20 protein-coding genes are annotated in these 18,263 nt (G+C 74.9%); 18 read left to right on the top strand and 2 right to left on the bottom strand.

Annotation, left to right across the window (positions count from 1 at the left end):
- Position 1: 1 nt before the first annotated feature.
- Positions 2-1,012 (top strand): helix-turn-helix transcriptional regulator, encoded by a 1,011-nt coding sequence (locus tag FJQ57_RS14800; protein WP_139981607.1) that lies wholly within the window; start codon positions 2-4, stop codon positions 1,010-1,012.
- On the opposite strand, the gene FJQ57_RS14805 is transcribed toward FJQ57_RS14800, so the two are convergent.
- Positions 1,009-1,746, bottom strand: coding sequence for an NYN domain-containing protein (locus FJQ57_RS14805; protein WP_139981609.1), 738 nt, complete (start codon positions 1,744-1,746; stop codon positions 1,009-1,011). The genes FJQ57_RS14800 and FJQ57_RS14805 overlap by 4 nt on opposite strands.
- Before the next feature lie 336 nt (positions 1,747-2,082).
- Between FJQ57_RS14805 and FJQ57_RS14810 the strand changes: the two genes are divergently transcribed.
- From FJQ57_RS14810 to FJQ57_RS14855, 10 genes are all read left to right on the top strand, one after another.
- Positions 2,083-2,448, top strand: coding sequence for an alpha/beta fold hydrolase (locus FJQ57_RS14810; RefSeq protein WP_139981612.1), 366 nt, complete (start codon positions 2,083-2,085; stop codon positions 2,446-2,448).
- Positions 2,449-2,526: 78 nt separating this feature from the next.
- Complete coding sequence (locus tag FJQ57_RS14815) at positions 2,527-3,354, top strand: amidohydrolase family protein (RefSeq protein WP_139981614.1); 828 nt, start codon at positions 2,527-2,529, stop codon at positions 3,352-3,354.
- Positions 3,355-3,402: 48 nt separating this feature from the next.
- Entirely contained in the window at positions 3,403-3,927 is a 525-nt protein-coding gene (locus FJQ57_RS14820; RefSeq protein ID WP_139981615.1) for an MSMEG_0572/Sll0783 family nitrogen starvation response protein, read from the top strand.
- Positions 3,928-3,939: 12 nt separating this feature from the next.
- Positions 3,940-5,022 (top strand): MSMEG_0568 family radical SAM protein, encoded by a 1,083-nt coding sequence (locus FJQ57_RS14825; RefSeq protein ID WP_139981617.1) that lies wholly within the window; start codon positions 3,940-3,942, stop codon positions 5,020-5,022.
- Positions 5,019-6,440: an MSMEG_0567/sll0787 family protein gene (locus tag FJQ57_RS14830; protein WP_139981619.1), complete on the top strand. Its 1,422-nt coding sequence runs from the start codon at positions 5,019-5,021 to the stop codon at positions 6,438-6,440. The genes FJQ57_RS14825 and FJQ57_RS14830 overlap by 4 nt, the downstream gene beginning before the upstream one ends.
- Entirely contained in the window at positions 6,437-7,318 is an 882-nt protein-coding gene (locus FJQ57_RS14835; protein WP_139981621.1) for a carbon-nitrogen hydrolase family protein, read from the top strand. The genes FJQ57_RS14830 and FJQ57_RS14835 overlap by 4 nt, the downstream gene beginning before the upstream one ends.
- Before the next feature lies 1 nt (position 7,319).
- The gene (locus FJQ57_RS14840; RefSeq protein ID WP_246081848.1) at positions 7,320-7,613 is read left to right on the top strand and encodes an MSMEG_0570 family nitrogen starvation response protein; all 294 of its coding nucleotides are present in this window, start codon (positions 7,320-7,322) and stop codon (positions 7,611-7,613) included.
- Positions 7,610-8,890: an MSMEG_0569 family flavin-dependent oxidoreductase gene (locus FJQ57_RS14845; protein ID WP_139981625.1), complete on the top strand. Its 1,281-nt coding sequence runs from the start codon at positions 7,610-7,612 to the stop codon at positions 8,888-8,890. The genes FJQ57_RS14840 and FJQ57_RS14845 overlap by 4 nt, the downstream gene beginning before the upstream one ends.
- A 21-nt stretch (positions 8,891-8,911) precedes the next feature.
- A complete protein-coding gene (locus tag FJQ57_RS14850; protein ID WP_246081833.1) occupies positions 8,912-9,730 on the top strand; it encodes a carbon-nitrogen hydrolase family protein in 819 nt (272 codons plus the stop codon).
- Entirely contained in the window at positions 9,727-10,839 is a 1,113-nt protein-coding gene (locus FJQ57_RS14855; RefSeq protein ID WP_139981629.1) for an MSMEG_0565 family glycosyltransferase, read from the top strand. The genes FJQ57_RS14850 and FJQ57_RS14855 overlap by 4 nt, the downstream gene beginning before the upstream one ends.
- A 408-nt stretch (positions 10,840-11,247) precedes the next feature.
- On the opposite strand, the gene FJQ57_RS14860 is transcribed toward FJQ57_RS14855, so the two are convergent.
- Positions 11,248-12,168 carry a LysR family transcriptional regulator gene (locus FJQ57_RS14860; RefSeq protein WP_139981631.1) on the bottom strand — a complete coding sequence of 307 codons (921 nt, stop codon included), beginning with the start codon at positions 12,166-12,168 and terminating at the stop codon, positions 11,248-11,250.
- Between the two features lie 283 nt (positions 12,169-12,451).
- Between FJQ57_RS14860 and sfnG the strand changes: the two genes are divergently transcribed.
- The 7 genes from sfnG to FJQ57_RS14895 are packed head-to-tail and all read left to right on the top strand — an operon-like array spanning position 12,452 to position 18,258.
- The gene (gene sfnG / locus FJQ57_RS14865) at positions 12,452-13,570 is read left to right on the top strand and encodes a dimethylsulfone monooxygenase SfnG (RefSeq protein ID WP_139981633.1); all 1,119 of its coding nucleotides are present in this window, start codon (positions 12,452-12,454) and stop codon (positions 13,568-13,570) included.
- Positions 13,571-13,630: 60 nt separating this feature from the next.
- Positions 13,631-14,809, top strand: a complete 1,179-nt coding sequence (locus FJQ57_RS14870; RefSeq protein WP_139981635.1) for an LLM class flavin-dependent oxidoreductase — start codon at positions 13,631-13,633, stop codon at positions 14,807-14,809.
- The gene (locus FJQ57_RS14875; protein WP_139981637.1) at positions 14,806-15,375 is read left to right on the top strand and encodes an NAD(P)H-dependent oxidoreductase; all 570 of its coding nucleotides are present in this window, start codon (positions 14,806-14,808) and stop codon (positions 15,373-15,375) included. The genes FJQ57_RS14870 and FJQ57_RS14875 overlap by 4 nt, the downstream gene beginning before the upstream one ends.
- Positions 15,372-15,887, top strand: a complete 516-nt coding sequence (locus FJQ57_RS14880; protein ID WP_139981638.1) for a flavin reductase family protein — start codon at positions 15,372-15,374, stop codon at positions 15,885-15,887. Before FJQ57_RS14875 ends, FJQ57_RS14880 begins: the two co-directional genes overlap by 4 nt.
- A 33-nt stretch (positions 15,888-15,920) precedes the next feature.
- Positions 15,921-17,237, top strand: a complete 1,317-nt coding sequence (locus FJQ57_RS14885; RefSeq protein ID WP_139981640.1) for a protoporphyrinogen/coproporphyrinogen oxidase — start codon at positions 15,921-15,923, stop codon at positions 17,235-17,237.
- Positions 17,234-17,944 carry a hydrogen peroxide-dependent heme synthase gene (hemQ, locus tag FJQ57_RS14890; RefSeq protein ID WP_139981642.1) on the top strand — a complete coding sequence of 237 codons (711 nt, stop codon included), beginning with the start codon at positions 17,234-17,236 and terminating at the stop codon, positions 17,942-17,944. The genes FJQ57_RS14885 and hemQ overlap by 4 nt, the downstream gene beginning before the upstream one ends.
- Entirely contained in the window at positions 17,941-18,258 is a 318-nt protein-coding gene (locus tag FJQ57_RS14895; protein WP_139981644.1) for a hypothetical protein, read from the top strand. Before hemQ ends, FJQ57_RS14895 begins: the two co-directional genes overlap by 4 nt.
- The last annotated feature ends 5 nt before the right edge of the window (positions 18,259-18,263 follow it).

Consider the following 18,263-nt stretch of genomic DNA (forward strand, 5'->3'; position numbering starts at 1 on the left):
CATGTCCGGACCGTCGGGTCGCCTCCTGGCGCTCCTCTCCCTGCTCCAGGCCCGGCGCGAGTGGTCCGGCCCCGCACTGGCCGGCCGCCTCGAGGTCAGCGAGCGCACGGTGCGTCGCGACGTCGACCGGCTGCGGGAGCTCGGCTACCCGGTCCGCGCCGTCATGGGCCCCGACGGCGGCTACCGGCTCGAGGCCGGCGCCGACCTGCCCCCGCTGCTCTTCGACGACGAGCAGGCCGTGGCGCTCGCCGTCGCGCTGCGCATGGCCACGGCGTCCGGCGCCGGCATCGGTGACGGCGCCGCCCGCGCCCTGGCCACCGTGCGCCAGCTGCTCCCGTCGCGCCTGCGGCACCGCGTCGACAACCTCGAGGTCGTCGCCCTGCGGCGTACGCCGGGCGCCGGCGACGCGGGTGGTGCGACCGTCGACCCCGAGGTGCTGGTGGTGCTGGCCGACGCCGTCCGCACCCGGCAGGTGGTGCGCTTCGACCACGGCGACCACGGCGACCACGGCGACCACGGCGACACCGACGGGCCGCCCCGGCGCGTCCACCCGCACCACGTGGTCGCCCGCGCCGGCCGCTGGTACGCCGTCGGCTGGGACCCCGACCGCGACGACTGGCGCACGTTCCGGGTCGACCGGATGCGGCTGCGCACCCCGCTCGGACCCCGGTTCGAGCCGCGCGAGCTGCCCGGCGGGGTCGACGTGGCCACGTTCGTGGCCGCCCGCTTCAAGGGGTCCTCCGGCCCCGACGAGTGGCCCTGCCGCGGCGAGGTCGTCGTGCACCTGCCGGCGTCCGCCGTCACGCCGTACGCCGGGGACGCGACCGTGGAGCCCCTCGGCCCCGACCGCTGCCGGGTGCTGGCGGGGTCCTGGTCGTGGGCCGGCCTGGTCGCCTCCCTGGTCCGGTACGACGCCGAGGTCGAGGTCGTGGGACCGCCCGAGCTCCGCGCCGAGATGGGCCGGCTGGCGGCCCGGCTCGAGCGCGCCGCCGTGCCGGCCCAAGACCCCTAGCGCTTGGCGGCGCCCTTGCGCCCCGGCCGCCGCCGGACGCGGGTGACGTTGCCGGTCTGCTCGACGTCGAGGTAGTCCTGGGCGCGGGCGAGGGCAACCAGCTTGGCGAAGCCGTAGTTGCGTGGGTCGAAGGAGGCGTGCCGCTTCTGGATGTGGCTGCCGACCGCACTCAGGTGGGACCAGCCGTCGTCGTCCGAGGTGCCGTCGATCGCCGACTGGAAGATCCGAGGCAGGTCGGGCAACTGCGGGGCCTCCGGGTCCTCGCTGTCCCCTGCCTCCTGCTCGCCGGTGATGACCTCGATGAACTTGAACTCGTCGCACGCCGCGACCAACGCCTCGGGCGTCGTGCGACGGCCGATGCCCACCACGTAGCGCCCCTCCTCGCGCAGCCGGGTGGCCAGACGCGTGAAGTCGCTGTCGGAGGAGACGAGCGCGAAGCGCTCCAGGTTGCCGGCGTACAGCAGGTCCATCGCGTCGATGATCAGCGCCGAGTCGGTCGAGTTCTTGCCGCGCGTGTTGGCGAACTGCTGGACCGGCTGGATCGCGTGGGTCAGCAGCGCGCTCTTCCAACCGACGAGGTGCTGGGTGGTCCAGTCGCCGTACGCCCGCTTGACCGTCGGCTGCCCGAACCTGGCGCATTCCTCGAGGATCGCTCCGGCATGCGCGCTGGAGGTGTTGTCGGCATCGATCAGGACCCCGATGCGCTGGTCGGTCGTCGCCCTTGGTGCACTCACGCGACCGAGACTAGGGTCCCTCCACTGGGCCACCCGCGGTGTGGACCCTGTGCCCAGACACGGCGGCTGGGGCGACGGCTCCTGCCCCGTGCGGCTCGCCTCCGACGGGGCCGTCGAGCTGCTCGTGGTGCGCGTCGACCTGCAGGTCGCCCACTCGTCCCCGACGCCGGGCACGCGGACGGCGGACGGCGGTAGGCAGTCAGTCGAGGGTGGCCACCCACCCCGGTGCGTCGGGCCGGACGCCGGTGTCACCCACGATGATCCGCAGCTGGGTCTCGAGGTCGGAGAGCGCCGTGGCGCCGAGCCGCTCCAGTGGGCCCTGCCAACGACGACCGCGTGGCCGAGGCGGTCAGCGCGGCCGACGTGGCCGAGCTGGCCCGGGGTCTCGACCGACCCGGGGGGTGGAACGGCGCGGCCGCCCTCTGCTGCTCCCTGCTGACCGAGGGGGAGGAGCTCCGGGCGCTCGTCGCCACCCACCCGGTCGACGTGCCCGTGCTCGCGGTCGGCGGCGGGAGTGGGCCCTTCACCGCGACCACCATGACCCAGGTCGCGACCCGCGTGCAGGCGGCCGAGGTCGACGGCGTCGGCCACCACGTCGCGCTGGAGGCCCCCGACCGGCTCGCCGCGACCGTGCTCCCCTTCCTCGACCAGGTCGACGCGGGCCTCGACGCGGGCCTCGACGCGGGCCTCGACGCCGGGTAACGCACTTCTTACCGGCCGCGTCACGGGCCGTGTTCCGCCCGAAACCAGTCCGAAACGTCGCGGCGGTGGGCTTCTCCCATGACCCGAGCCCACCGCGACGCCCACCGGCACATCGGTCGGCTGCCGGCGTACGGGTTCTACGGCGGCCCCCCGATCAACCCCGACACCACGGCGCTGGCCACGGTGCGCGAGCTCGTGGCGACCCTCGACGAGGAGGGCACCGAGCGGGCTCTGGTGCTGCCCAACTACGGCGTGCCGGACCCCGAGGTCGCCTTCGGGCTCAACCACCTCGCCCTCGAGGCGGCCCAGCACGACGACCGGGTGCGGTGCGGCCTGTGGGTGAGCCCGCTGGAGTCCGACGCCGAGCGCAACGACGAGGCGCTGCGGCTCGCCGCCGAGGACGGCGTCGTGGCGCTCAAGACCAGCTTCCTGCTGGGCGGGGCGCCCGACGACCCGGCCTGCGTGACCCAGCTCGACCGCCTCTTCGCCACCGCCGCCGAGCACGACCTCGTCGTGCACGTGCACACCAGCCCCGGCGCCGCCTCCGACGTCGACCGGATCGGGACCCTCGTCGACCGGTACGGCGACACCGCCAAGATCCACCTCGTCCACCTCGGCGGGGGCATGAGCGGCCACCTCAAGCTCATCGGCGGCCTGTTCTTCGACTGGGTCGAGGCCGGCAAGCAGGTCTTCACCGACACCAGCTGGGCCATCGGCTTCGCGCCCGCCTGGCTGGCCCAGGAGATCGAGCGGCGCGGGGTCGGCCACGACCGCGTGCTCTTCGCCACCGACGCCCCGTGGGGCGACTTCGAGGGCGAGCACGCCCGGCTGCGCGCCGCCACCGGCGACGGCGCCCTCGCCGACGCCTTCTTCCACCACAACTTCGACGCCCTCTACGGGGCCTGAAGACCCGCCACCCACCCGGCACCAGCACCCGACCAAGGGAGACACCCGATGTCCGTGTTCGACGACGAGATCCTGGCCGCGATGGAGAAGTCGCGCTCCGAGATCCCCCACCCCTCCCAGGAGAAGGGCACCAACCTCTACGGCTCGACCAAGCTCTTCCCCGACTACCAGGCCAGCGAGGGCCAGGCCTGGCTCACGCTGGTGCACGGCATCCCGCACGAGTCGTCGGTCTCGTTCGTGGCGGTCCTGCAGACGACGCGCGCGCTGCGCAAGGGCTTCAACGCGACCCTGTACTTCTACGGCCCCGGGGCCCTGGCCTGCGCCGACACCCGCGGGTTCCCGACCACCGGCGACGTCGCCTTCCCCGGCAACCAGAACATGAACGACGCCATCAAGACGTTCATCTCCGAGGGCGGCACCGTGCTGTGCTGCCGGTTCGGGATGGCGCTGCACGGCCAGCGCGAGGAGGACCTGATCGAGGGCGTCATCCCCTGCCACCCGCTCGACGTGCAGGACGCGGTCATCCACTTCGCCAACAAGGGCGCGATCATCAACAGCGTCTACAACCTCTGAGCGGCGACTGACATGGGAGCCGACACCCGCGTCGACGTCGCGATCCAGGGCATCCGCCTGGCCGGCCCGACGGACGCACCGGTCGCGCGCCGCGCGGGCGCCGGCCCCAGCGACGACGGGCACCTGCTGCTCGACGGTGTGGGGGCGGCGGTGCCGCTCAACCCCCGCAGCCCCTACACCGTCCGCGGCGGACGCCTGCTGCTCGACGGCGCCGACACCGGCATGGGCGTCGAGGCCGTGGCCCGCCCGCGGTTCTACGACCTCACCACCGCCGACGGCGTGCCCTACGAGCAGATCGCCCGCCTGCACTCCTCCCACGTGCTGGCCACGACGGTCGTGCAGACCTGCGTGCGGTACGCCGAGAGCGAGCGCTGCCGCTTCTGCGCCATCGAGGAGTCGCTGCGCCAGGGCTCCACGGTGGCGGTGAAGCAGCCCGCCCAGCTCGCCGAGGTGGCGCTCGCGGCCCACGAGCTCGACGGCGTCACGCAGGTGGTGATGACCACCGGCACCTCCAACGGCCGCGACCGCGGCGCCACCCACCTCGCCCGCTGTGTCCGCGCCGTGCGGGAGGTGCTGCCCGACCTGCCGATCCAGGTGCAGTGCGAGCCGCCCGGCGACCTGGCCACCATCCAGGAGCTGTACGACGCCGGCGCCCGCTCCATCGGCATCCACGTCGAGTCGCTCGACGACGAGGTGCGGCGGCGCTGGATGCCCGGCAAGGGGTCGGTCCCGATGAGCGAGTACCACGCGGCCTGGGCCGAGGCGGTGCGGGTCTTCGGGTGGAACCAGGTCTCCACCTACCTCCTCGTCGGCCTCGGCGAGGACCCCGACGAGCTGGTCCGGGGCGCGGTCGAGCTCGTCGAGATGGGCGTCTACCCGTTCGTGGTGCCGTTCCGGCCCCTTGCCGGCACGCTGGCCACCGACGTCGACGGCGCCACCGCGCCCGACCCGGCCGCCGTCTACCGGGTGACGACCCAGGTCGCGGCCGCGCTGCGGGCCCACAGCATGCTCGGCTCCGACCAGGCCGCCGGCTGCGCCGCCTGCGGCGCCTGCTCGGCCCTGGGGTCGTGCTCGGGCGAGGAGGTGGCGTCGTGACGCTCTCCTCCTTGGTCGACGACGTGGTCCTCGCCGGACCCCGCCGGGCCCCGACCGGCGACACCACCCTCGCCGTCACCGTCGTCCAGGCCGACGCGGCCGAGCGGGCGGCGTACCACCGGCTGCGGCGCGACGTGTTCGTGCACGAGCAGGGCCTGTTCACCGGCTCCGACCGCGACGACGTCGACGACGACCCCCGCACCGTCGTGCTGGTCGCGGTGGCCGCGGACGGCGAGGTGCTCGGCGGCGTGCGGATCCATCCCGCCGACCCGGCAGCCCGGCGCGACCTCGGCTGGTGGCGCGGCTCGCGCCTGGCCGTGGCCTCCGACGCCCGGATGCTGCTGGGGGTCGGCGCCGCCCTCGTGCGGGCCGCGTGCGCCGAGGCCGAGCAGCGCGGGGCGCTGCGCTTCGACGCCACCGTCCAGGCGCAGAACGAGCGCCTCTTCCGCCGCCTGGGCTGGGTGCCGCGGAGGCGCACCATCCTCCACGGGCACCCGCACGTGGTCGTCGACTGGCCCATCGCCCGGGTGCAGCGGCTGGTCGACGCCACCAAGGCCGCCCTCGGTGACCTCCTGGCGGGGCTCGCGCCCGGCGTGCCGGCGGGCTTCGTCGGGGACGACGGCGCCCCGGTGCCCGGCTCCGACCTGGTCGCCGCGTGCGACGCGATCCTGCCCTCGATGGTCGAGCGCGACCCCGAGTGGGCGGGCTGGTGCGCGGCGCTGGTCAACCTCAACGACCTCTCCGCCATGGGCGCGACCCCCGTCGGGATGCTCGACGCGGTCGGCGCCCGGGACGCCTCCTTCGCCCGCCGCGTCCTGCGCGGGCTCGCCGAGGCCTCCCGCGCCTGGGGCGTGCCCGTGCTCGGTGGCCACACCCAGCTCGGCGTCCCCGCCGCCCTGTCGGTGACCGCGCTCGGTCGCACCGACCGCCCCGTCCCGGGCGGGGGAGCGGCGCCCGGGCAGGCGCTGCGCGTCACCGCCGACCTCGGCGGGGGCTGGCGCCCGCGCTACACCGGCTCGCAGTGGGACTCCTCCAGCCACCGCACCGGCGCAGAGCTGCGAGCCCTCGCCGGTGTGGTGCCCGCCCTGGCCCCGACCGCGGCCAAGGACGTCAGCATGAGCGGGCTCGTCGGCACCACCGGCATGCTCGCCGAGGCCTCCGGGTGCCGCGCCGTCCTCGACGTCGACGCCGTGCCCGCACCCGACGGGGCGGCGTACGGCGACTGGCTGACCTGCTTCCCCGGGTTCGCCATGGTCACCACCGAGACCACCGTGGCCCGCGCCGACCTGCCGGGCTTCGTCACCAGCCGCACGTGCGGCGAGCTGGTGGCCGGCCACGGCGTCGGGCTGCGCTGGCCCGACGGCGTCGTCACCGAGGCCGTCACCTCCACCGTCACCGGGATGGGAGCCGCATCATGAGCACCACGACCGGCCGAACCGGACCGATCGGCATCGGCGCCGTGTGCGCCGGCTTCGACCGCGACGTCGAGGCCAACCTCGCCCAGATCGGTGCCCTCGTCGAGGACGCCCGCTCGCGCGGGGTGTCGCTGCTCGCCTTCCCCGAGGCCTGCCTGGGCGGCTACCTCTCGGTCCTCGGGGCCGGCCGCGACGGCACCCACACCGACGCGCCGGAGTCGCTGCCCCCGGTGATGGACGTCGCCGGGCCCGAGCTGGCCCGGGTCGCGGCCCTGGCCCGCGAGATGACCGTCGTCGTCGGGTTCTGCGAGTCCGACGGCGCAGAGCGCTTCAACAGCGCAGCCGTGGTCAGCGGCGACGGCGTGCTCGGGGTGCACCGCAAGGTCCACCAGCCATTGGGTGAGGGCCTCTACTACGCCGCGGGCGATGCCTTCGCGGCCGTCGACTCGCCGGTCGGCCGGGTCGGGGCGCTCATCTGCTACGACAAGGCCTTCCCCGAGGCGGCTCGGGCGCTGGCCCTCGACGGCGCCGAGGTCGTGGCCTGCATCTCGGCGTGGCCGGCCTCGCGCACCGCCTCGGCCGCCGACCTCGCCGACGACCGGTGGAAGCACCGCTTCGACCTCTTCGACCGGGCCCGCGCCCTGGAGAACCAGATCGTCTGGGTCGCCTCCAACCAGGCCGGCTCCTTCGGCTCGCTGCGCTTCGTCGGCTCGGCCAAGGTCGTCGGCCCCGGCGGCGAGGTGCTGGCCGCCACCGGCACCGGGCCGGGCGTGGCCTGGGCCGAGGTCGACGTGCCGGCGGTGCTCGAGGGCGCGCGCCGGTCGATGTACCACCTCGGCGACCGCCGGCCCGAGCTGTACCGGGAGCGGGTCGGTGCCTGAGATGAGCGTCGTCGTCCGCTGGCCCGACGGGCGCGAGCAGGACTGCTGGTCGCCGTCCTTGGTCATGCACGAGCACCTGGCCGAGGGCGAGGCCTACACGGTCACCGACTTCACCCGCCGCGCGGTGCACGCCCTCGGCATCGCCAGCGACCGGGTCCGAGCCAAGCACGGCTTCGCGTGCACCGCCGCCGCGGCCACCGCCGAGCAGATCAGCCGCGCCGCCACGGCGTACGCCGCCGACGACCTCGTCGAGGTCGTGCGGATGTGGCCCCCGATGCCCGAGGAGGAACGATGAGCAGCACCCGCCACGTCACCGTCGCGGTCGTGGGCGGCGGTCAGGCCGGCCTCTCGACCAGCTGGTACCTCACCCGCGCCGGCGTCGACCACGTCGTGCTCGAGGCCGCCACCGCGGCCCACGAGTGGGCCGACACCCGCTGGGACTCCTTCACGCTCGTCACGCCCAACTGGCACTGCCGGCTGCCCGGCTACGCCTACGACGGCCCCGACCCCGACGGGTTCATGACCCGCGACGAGGTGGTCGCCTGGCTCGGTGGGTACGCCGCCACCTTCGGCCCGCCCCTGGTCGAGCACACCCGGGTCACCTCGCTCGTCGAGCGCGACGGCGGCGGGTTCGTGCTCACGACCCTCGGGCCCGGGCCGGACGGGGAGGTGACGTGGGAGGCCGAGCACGTGGTCGTGGCGACCGGTGGCTACCACCTGCCGATCGTGCCGCCCTGGGCCGTGGCCCTCGACCCGGCGGTCACCCAGCTGCACTCCGCCGACTACGAGCGCCCCGACCAGCTGCCCGACGGCGCCGTCCTCGTCGTGGGGTCCGGCCAGTCCGGCGCGCAGATCGCCGAGGACCTGCACCTGGCCGGCCGCCGGGTGCACCTGGCCCTCGGCGACGCCCCCCGCGTCGCCCGCACCTACCGCGGCCGCGACTGCATGACCTGGCTGGCCGACATGGGCCTCTACGACACCGCCGTCGCCCAGTACCCCGGCGGGCTCGCCGCCCGCGAGAAGACCAACCACTACGTGACCGGTCGCGACGGCGGCCGTGACATCGACCTGCGCGCCTTCGCCCGCGACGGGATGCGGCTCCACGGCCTGCTCGACGGGCTCGTCGAGCCCGGCGGGAGCACCGTCACCTTCCGCCCGACGCTGGCCGCGGCCCTCGACGCCGCCGACGCGACGTACAACTCGATCTGCGGTGACATCGACCGGTGGATCGACCAGCAGGGCATCGCGGCGCCGCCGCCCTCGCGCTACGAGCCGGTGTGGACGCCGGGCGAGGAGCCGCGCGAGCTCGACCTGGCCGCGGCCGGGGTGACCAGTGTGGTCTGGGCCATCGGCTACCGGCCCGACTACCGCTGGGTCGGCGTCGGGGTCTTCGACGGGAACGGTCGGCCCACCCACACGCGCGGCGTGACGTCGGTGCCGGGGCTCTACGTCCTCGGGCTGCCGTGGCTGCACACGTGGGGGTCGGGCCGCTTCCACGGCATCGCCCGCGACGCCGAGCACCTCGCCGCCTGCATCACCGGGCGGGTGCGGACCGGGGTCACGGTCGGCTGACGGTCGGTTGGTGGAGGGCTGATGTCGGTCAGGATCGGCGCCGTCGCCGCCCACTTCGGCCGTGACCTGCCGCGGGCGGTGGCCAAGGTGGTCGGCATCGTCGCCGACGCGCGCAAGGCGGGCTGCGACCTGCTCGTGCTGCCCGACGCGACCCTCGGGGGCTACCTCGACGACCTCCGCGCCCCCTCGTCCGCCCCGCCCGCCCTGACCGAGGACGCACCCGAGCTGCGGGCCGTCGTCGCGGCCGCGGCGGAGATGGTCGTCTGCCTCGGGTACGCCGAGCGCGGCGCCGGCGGCGCGCTGCACAACGCCGCGGTCTGCGTCACCGGCGACGGCGTGCTCGGGCGGCACCGCAAGGTGCACCTGCCGGCAGGGGAGTCGACCGTGTACGCCGCCGGCTCCGGCTTCGACGCCTTCGACACCCCCCTCGGGCGGATGGGCATGCTCATCGACTACGACAAGACCTTCCCCGAGGCGGCCCGGGCCCTGGCCCTCGACGGGGCGCAGGTGCTGGCCTGCCTCTCGGCGTGGCCGGCGTCGGTCACCGACCGCGCGGCCCGGCTGCCGCAGGACCGGCAGGCCCGGCTCTTCGACCTCTACGACAGCGCCCGCGCCGCGGAGAACCAGGTCGTCTGGGTCTCCGCCAACCAGACCGGCTCCCTCGGGTCGTTGCGCTTCCTGGGCCAGGCCAAGGTCGTCGGACCCGGCGGCGACGTGCTGGCCCGCACCTCGGCCAAGGGGGGCCTCGCCGTCGCCACCGTCGACGTCGCCGCCGAGGTCGCCCGGGCCCGCCGGGTGCTGCACCACCTGGCCGAGCTCGAGTCGGCGGCCTACCGGTGAGCGGCCCGAGGGTCGCGCTGCTGACCTACTCCACCAAGCCCCGCGGCGGGGTCGTGCACACCCTGGCCCTCGCGGAGGCGCTGGTGCGGGCGGGGGCCACCGTCGACGTGTGGACGCTGGCCCGCGGCGGCGACGCCGGCTTCTTCCGGTCCGTCGACCCGGCCGTCGGGGTGCGCGCGGTGCCGTTCGCCGACCTCGGCCCCGACGAGCCGTTCGGGTCGCGGATGTCCCGGTCCATCGACGTGCTGGCCGCCGCCTTCGGGCCGGGCCGGTCGGCCTACGAGGTGGTGCACGCGCAGGACTGCCTCAGCGCCAACGCCGCCCTGCGGTCGGGCCCGTGCCGCCGTACGGTGCACCACCTCGACACCTTCACCACGCCCGAGCTGGTCGCCTGCCACGACCGGGCGGTCGCGCAGCCGCGGCACCTGCTGTGCGTCTCGGCCGCGGTCCAAGCGGAGGTCCGGGCGGGCTGGGGCCGTGAGGCCGTGGTGGTGCCCAACGGCGTCGACGCGGCGCGGTTCGAGGCCGGCGCGGCCGACCGGGCCGGACGAGCGCGTTGGCGCGAGCGGCTCGGGGACTACCTGCTCGCGGTCGGCGGCATCGAGCCCCGCAAGGGCACCCTCGACCTGCTGGAGGCCTACGCGCAGCTGCGGGCGCGGCGGCCGGGGCTGCGGCTGGTGCTCGCCGGCGGCGAGACGCTCTTCGACCACCGGCCCTACCGCGACCGCTTCCACGCGCGAGCGGCCGAGCTGGGCGTCGAGCCCGAGGTGCTCGGCGTCGTGCCGGAGGCCGATCTCCCGTCGCTGGTGGCCGAGGCCGCCGCGCTGCCCTTCCTCTCGACCCAGGAGGGCTTCGGCCTGGCCGCGCTCGAGGCGCTGGCCGCCGGGACGCCCGTCGTGGCCCGGCGGCTGCCGGTGCTGCACGAGGTGCTCGGCGACGTCGTCGCGTACGCCGACCCGGCGGCCGGGCCGGCCGCGACCGCCGCGGTGCTCGAGCGGGTGCTGGCCGCCCCGCCCGACCCCGCGCCCGGCCGCGCCCTGGCCCGCTCCTACACCTGGGACGCCGCCGCCCGGGCGCACCTGGACTGGTACGCCGCCGGCGGAGTCTGAGGTCGGTGCACGGTGGCCGAGGAGGGACGAAGTCCCGTCTCGAGACCACGCGACCGCTGCCTGTGGGGTGGTCTCGAGACAGGCGCTAGCGCGCCTTCCTCGACCACCGTGTGGCCCGGGTGGCCTGGGGCCACGGTGGTCGAGGAGGGACGAAGTCCCGTCTCGAGACCACACGACCGCAGCCTGTGGGGTGGTCTCGAGACAGGCGCTAGCGCGCCTTCCTCGACCACCGTGTGGCCCGGGTGGCCTGGGCCCACGGTGGTCGAGGAGGGACGAAGTCCCGTCTCGAGACCACGCTCGCTGGGGGACGCTTCCTCGACCACCGTGTGGCCCGGGCTGGCCCGACGGTGGTCGAGGAGGGACGGAGTCCCGTCTCGAGACCACGCTCCCGTCGCGGGGGGTGGGGGGTCAGGAGGCGCGGGAGCCGGCGTACGTGCGGGCCTGGGCGAGCAGGGCGGCGTGGAGGGCGCGGACCTGGAGGGGCGCGGGCGGGCCGGCGGAGGCGCGCTGGCGGACGACGAGGGTGACGATCGTCTGGTCGCCGGCGATGGGGCGGGTGGTGATGAGGCCGGCGCGCTCCATCGGGTCGCCCTCGACGCTGTAGTCGGGCAGCAGGGTCAGGCCGAGGCCCTCGGCGACGAGCGTCTTGCCCATCTCGGCGCCGTCGGTGCTGTGCACGGTGGTGGGCAGGTCGGGGCCGAAGATGCGGTGGGCGAAGCGGTGCATCAGGTAGCCCGCGCGCATCGCCACGAACCGCTCACGGCGCAGGTCGTCGACCGAGACCATCTGCTGCGCAGAGAGGGGGTGGCCGGCCGGGAGCACGACGACGGGCCGCCCGTGCAGCAGGTCGGTGCCGACGAGGTCGACCGGCGGGTCGTCGCCGCTGAGCACGTTGATGAGGCCGAGGTCGAAGGAGCCCTCGAGCAGGCCCTGGTCGATCTCGTGCTGCTGCAGGGTGGTCAGCTCGAGGCTGGCCTGCGGCAGCTCCTGCTGCAGCCGGGCGATCGCGGGCACGAGCAGGGTGGTGGTCGCGGCGTTGACGGTGCCGACCCGCACCCGCCGGGCCTCGGCACCGCGGTCGCCGGCGGCGACCTTGAGCCGGTCGACGGCCTCGAGCACCTCGACCATGTGCTGGAGCAGCTCGCGGCCCTCGCGCGAGATGCGTGCGCCGGACCGTCGGCGGTCGAGCAGGACGACCCCGAGCTCGCGCTCGAGCTTGCTCACCGCCTCGCTCAGCGCCGGCTGCGAGATGTGCAGCCGCTCGCTGGCGCGCCGCAGGGAGCCGTGCTGGGTGACGGCGGCGAGGTACTCCAGCTGCTCGATGCGCATCGACGGTCTCCTGCGGAGGGGTGGGGCGGGGGTGGTCGGCCCAAAGAGTAGTAGGTCAATCGAGTACGGGCGGTAATCCGCCACATCCGGGACGCGCCGCGCCGTCCGCATCGTGGGCGGCCGGGCCGTGGCGGGTGGGTGACAGGCGCCGCCTACCACCCCGTCGTGGCTTCCGGCCGGGCCGCAGGGGGTCCTGCCTTGCATATCGCGCCTAACCCGATAATGTCGCTCGACATAAGATCGAGACGGTCCACACCGGACCCCGACTCGCCCGAGGAGCACGATGTCCGCCACGCCCCCGCCCGTGACCGAGCCGCTGAAGTTCGCCTACTGGGTCCCCAACGTCAGCGGCGGCCTCGTCGTCAGCACGATCGAGCAGCGCACCGACTGGGGCCTCGACTACAACATCGAGCTCGCCCGCCTCGCCGAGCAGAACGGCTTCGACTACGCGCTCTCGCAGGTGCGCTACATGGCCGGGTACGGCGCGGCGTACCAGCACGAGTCGACCTCGATCAGCCTCGCCATCGCCCTGGCCACCGAGCGCCTCAAGGTCATCGCCGCGGTCCACCCGGGCCTGTGGCAGCCGGGTGTGCTGGCCAAGCTGGTCGCCAGCTCCGACCAGTACACCCAGGGCCGCTTCTGCGTGAACGTCGTCAGCGGCTGGTTCAAGGACGAGTTCACCAAGCTGGGCGAGCCGTGGCTCGAGCACGGTGAGCGCTACCGCCGCTCGGAGGAGTTCATCCGCTACCTGCGCGAGATCTGGACCTCCGAGCACGCCGAGCTGCAGGGCGACTTCTACCGGCTGCACGACTTCGACCTCAAGCCCAAGCCGTACGACGTCCCCGGCCGTCCGCACCCGGAGATCTTCATGGGTGGCAACTCCACCGACGCCCGCGGCATGGGCGGTCGCGTCACCGACTGGTACTTCATGAACGGCAACAGCCCCGAGGGCATCGCCGAGCAGGTCCAGGACGTCAGCGACGTCGCCGCCGTGCGCGGCCGCGCGGGCCACGTCCGCTTCGGCGTCAACGGGTTCGTCATCGGCCGGGAGACCCAGGCCGAGGCGCATGCCGTGCTCGACGAGATCGTCGCCAAGGCCGACGTCGAGGCCGTCGAGGGCTTCGGCTCCGCCGTCACCCAGGCCGGCCAGTCGACCGGCGACAAGAAGGGCATGTGGCAGGACTCGGACTTCAAGGACTTCGTGCAGTACAACGACGGCTTCCGCACCGGCCTCATCGGCACGCCCGAGCAGATCGCGACCCGGATGCTGGAGTACAAGCGCCGCGGCGTGCACCTGTTCCTGCTCGGCTTCCTGCACTTCCAGGAGGACGTCCAGTACTTCGGCCAGGAGGTCCTGCCGATCGTGCGCGAACTCGAGGCCGCCGAGCTGGCCCGGGCCTGACCCGTCCCGCACACCCCACACCCCACGCCCCGCGACACCGAAGCGCCGAGAAAGGCAGTCATGACCTCCCTGAAGTTCCACTGGTTCCTCCCGACCAACGGCGGCGACGGCCGCCAGGTGGTCGGCGGCGGCCACGGCGTCGACACGGGAGCGGCCGTCCGCCCGGCCTCGGTGCCCTACCTCGGCCAGGTCGCCCGCAGCGCCGAGCAGCTCGGGTTCGAGGCCGCCCTGACGCCGACCGGCGCCTGGTGCGAGGACGCCTGGCTGACGACCGCGATGCTCAGCCAGGTCTCCGACCGGCTGAAGTTCCTCGTGGCCTTCCGCCCCGGCCTCATCGCACCGTTCCTCGCCGCCCAGATGGCCGGCACCTTCCAGAACCTCTCCGGCGGTCGGCTCCTGCTCAACGTCGTCACCGGCGGGGAGAGCCACGAGCAGCGGATGTTCGGCGACTACCTCGACAAGGACGGGCGCTACGCCCGCTGCGACGAGTTCCTGGAGATCGTGCGCCGCCTCTGGCTCGGCGAGGAGGTCAGCTACCAGGGTGAGCACTACCAGCTCGACGACGCCGTGCTCGCCCAGCGGCCCGACCCCCTGCCCGAGGTCTACTTCGGCGGGTCCTCGCCGGCCGCCGGCACCGTGGCCGCCAAGCACGCCGACGTCTACCTCACCTGGGGCGAGCCGCCCGCCGCCGTACGGGACAAGGTCGAGTGGGTCCGCAAGCTGGCCGCCGACGAGGGTCGCGAGCTCCGCTTCGGCATCCGCCTGCACGCCATCGCCCGCGACACCTCCGAGGAGGCGTGGGCCGAGGCCGACCGCCTGCTCGCCGGCATCTCCGAGGAGGAGATCGCGCGGGTGCAGGCGGGGCTCAAGCGCAGCGAGTCCGAGGGCCAGCGACGGATGCTCGCGCTCAACCAGGGCAGCAAGGACGGCCTGGAGATCCACCCCAACCTGTGGGCCGGCGTCGGCCTGGTCCGCGGCGGCGCCGGCACGGCCCTCGTCGGCAGCCACAGCGAGATCGCCGACCTCGTCGAGCAGTACGCCGAGGTCGGGATCGAGGAGTTCATCCTCTCCGGCTATCCGCACCTCGAGGAGGCCTACCGGGTCGGCGAGGGCGTGCTGCCCGAGCTCGCCCGCCGCGGCCTGTGGAGCCACCCGGCCCCGCCGCGCCACCAGTCCGTAGCCGTGCCGTTCGGCGGCTCGGCGTCGGGCACGGCCGGCGGCTCGCAGGCCGCCTCGTGAGCGGCCCGGGCGGGCACCGCGTCGCGGTCGTCGTCGGCAACCCCAAGCCGGCCTCGCGCACCCTCGCCGCCGCCACGTACGTCGCCCGCGAGCTCGCCGGCGACGAGCCCGACCTCGTCGTCGACCTGGCCACGGTCGGCCCGGGCCTGCTCGACCAGCGCGACCCGGTCGTCGGCGACCTCGTGGCCGAGGTGGCCGCGGCCGACCTGGTGGTCGTCGCGTCGCCGACGTACAAGGCGACGTACACGGGGCTGCTCAAGCTCTTCCTCGACCGGTTCGCCCCCGACTTCGGCACCGGGATGACCGGGCTCGCCGTGCCGTTGATGCTGGGCGGAGGTCCCGCGCACGCCCTCGCTCCCGAGCTCACGCTGCGCCCGGTGCTCACCGAGATCGGGGCGGTCGTGCCGGTGCGGGCGCTCTACGTGCTCGACGCCGCGCACGACGACCCCGCCGCCTACGATGCCTGGCTCACCACCGCGCGCCCCATCGTCACCACCCTGCTCGCCGCCCGACTCCACGCCCGATCCGACGCCCGATCCGATGCCCGGACAGGAGCCCCCGCATGACCGCCCTGCAGATGCCCACCAACCAGGACCTCGACCCGCAGCGCCTGCGCGACGCGTTCGGCGTCTTCCCGTCCGGGGTCGTCGCGGTGGCCGCGGAGGTCGACGGGCGCCCGACCGGGCTCGCCGCGTCGTCGTTCACCTCGGTGAGCCTCGACCCGCCGCTGGTCTCGTTCTCCATCGCCAACACCTCCAAGACCTGGCCCGACCTGCGGCGCGCCGACCACCTCGGCGTCACCGTGCTCGCCCAGCACCACGGCGAGGTGTGCCGCCAGCTGGCCGGGCCGGTCGAGCACCGCTTCGACGACGTCGAGACCACGGTGAGCGACGACGGCGCCGTCACCCTCGACGACGGCCTGGCCCGCTTCGACTGCACCGTCTACCGCGAGGTCGAGGCCGGCGACCACACGATCGTCCTGCTGCTCCTGCACGCCGTCGACGCCGGCGCCGCCGCCGAGGAGGCCGCCGGCCCGCTGCTGTTCCACCGCAGCGCGTTCGGCTCCGTCGCCTCCTGACCCTCGGCCGCGGCGCCCTCGTAGGCTGGGGGAGTGCGGGTCGTCGTCGTCGGAGCCGGGATCGCCGGCCTGGTCGCGGCGCACGACCTCCGCACCGCGGGCGCCGAGGTGACCGTGCTCGAGGCCACCGACCGGGCGGGTGGCAAGCTGCGCCGCGAGCGGGTCGCCGACGCGGTCGTCGACGTCGGGGCGGAGGCGATGGTCAACCGTCGCCCCGACGGCGTCGCGCTGGCCCGCGAGCTCGGCGTCGAGGTCGTCCACCCGACGCTGGCCTCCTCCCGCATCTGGACCCGCGACGCGCTCCGCCCCCTCCCGCGCACGCTGCTCGGCGCCCCGCTCGACCTCGACGGACTCGAGGCGACCGGCATCCTGTCGGCCGAGGGCCTCGCGCGCGCCCGCCACGGCCTGGCCGGGCCGGTCGACGTACCCGGGGAGGACCCGTCGGTCGGTGACCTCGTCGCCGCGCGGTACGGCGACGAGGTGGTCGACCGCCTCGTCGAGCCCCTCCTCGGCGGCGTGTACGCCGGCCACGCCCGCCACATCTCCGCCCGCGCCGCGGCGCCGCAGCTGCTGGCCCTGCGGGAGGGCCCGATCAGCCTCCCCGCCGACCCCGGCGTGCCCGTCTTCGCCTCCGCCGCGGGCGGCATGGGCACCCTCGTCGACGCCCTCACCGACGGGCTCGACCTGCGCACGGGCGTGCTGGTGCGCTCCCTGGGGCGCCGCCCCGGTGGGGGCTTCGCGGTGGGCGGCGAGAGCGCCGACGCCGTCGTGCTCGCCGTGCCCGCCGCGCCGGCGTCGCGGCTGCTGGCCGACCTCGCGCCGACCAGCGCGGCCGAGCTGGCGGGGTTCGAGTACGCCTCGGTCGTCGTCGTCACGCTCGCCCTGGACGCGGCCGAGGTGCCCGAGGAGGTGCTCACCGCGTCGGGGTTCCTCGTGCCGCCCGTCGACGGCCGGGGCATCAAGGCCTCGACCTTCACCTCGTCGAAGTGGGGTCGCGATCCGGCCGCCGACGGCGCGGTGCTGGTCCGCACCTCGCTCGGCCGCGCGGGGGAGCAGCACACCCTCCAGCGCACCGACGCCGAGCTCGTGGCCACCTCGCTCGCCGACCTCCGCGCCGCGACCGGGCTGGCTGCCACCCCGCTCGCCACGCACGTCCAGCGGTGGGGCGGCGGGCTGCCGCAGTACGCCGTCGGCCACCTCGACCGGGTCGCCCGGGTCCGGGCCGGCCTGGAGGGGCTGCCGGGCCTGGCCGTGTGCGGGGCGGCGTACGACGGGGTCGGCGTGGCCGCCTGCGTGGCCTCGGGCCGCCGGGCCGCCGCCACCGTGCTCGCGCCACAATGGGAGGCATGACCGAGCAGCAGTCCAACGCCGCCCGCCTCCGCGAGATCAACGACACCATCCGCTACACGATGTGGTCGGTCTTCCGCCTCGACGAGGTGCTCGGCGAGTCCGCCGACCGCGAGGCCGAGGGCGCCGAGGTCGAGAAGCTGTTCGCCGAGCTGGCCGAGTCCGACGTCGTCGTCCGCGGCGTCTACGACGTCAGCGGGCTGCGCGCCGACGCCGACCTCATGGTCTGGTGGCACGCCGCCGACTCCGAGCAGCTCCAGGCGGCCTACCACCGCTTCCGCCGCACCGCGTTCGGCCGCCGGCTGGCGCCGGTGTGGTCGCAGATGGCGCTGCACCGCCCGGCGGAGTTCAACAAGAGCCACGTGCCGGCGTTCCTGGCCGACGAGGAGGTGCGCCGCCACGTGTGCGTCTACCCGTTCGTGCGCTCCTACGAGTGGTACCTGCTGCCCGACGAGGAGCGCCGCGACATGCTCCGCGAGCACGGCATGCAGGCCCGGCCCTACCCCGACGTCCGGGCCAACACGGTCTCCTCGTTCGGCCTCGGTGACTACGAGTGGATCCTGGCGTTCGAGGCCGACGACCTCTTCCGCATCGTCGACCTCATGCGCGACCTGCGCGCCAGCCGCGCCCGGCGACACGTGCGCGAGGAGATCCCGTTCTACACCGGGTCATTGGCGCCCATCGGCGAGCTGGTCGCGCGCCTGCCGTGACCGCGAGCCGCGCCGCCCGGCGTCGCCGGGCCGAGACCGAGGCCGGACCGCTGGCCACGGTGCGCCTCGACGTCGGGGCCGACGACCAGCTGGTCTGGAAGATCGCCTGCGTCGAGTGCACGGCCAAGGGTGACCGCGCGTGGTCGGCGTACCGGCCCGGCGGTGACAACGGCTACCTCGCCGCCATGGACCGCTGGACCTTCCACCTGCACGAGCAGCACCGCGGCACCGAGGCGCCGTGCCTGGCCTACCTCGGCGCCGCGCAGCAGCGGCTCCACGAGCGGCGGCAGCGCCAGGACGCGCCGCCGTCGTGACCGGT

The sequence above is a fragment of the Nocardioides litoris genome, from assembly GCF_006346315.1.
Classification (GTDB): Bacteria; Actinomycetota; Actinomycetes; order Propionibacteriales; family Nocardioidaceae; genus Nocardioides; species Nocardioides litoris.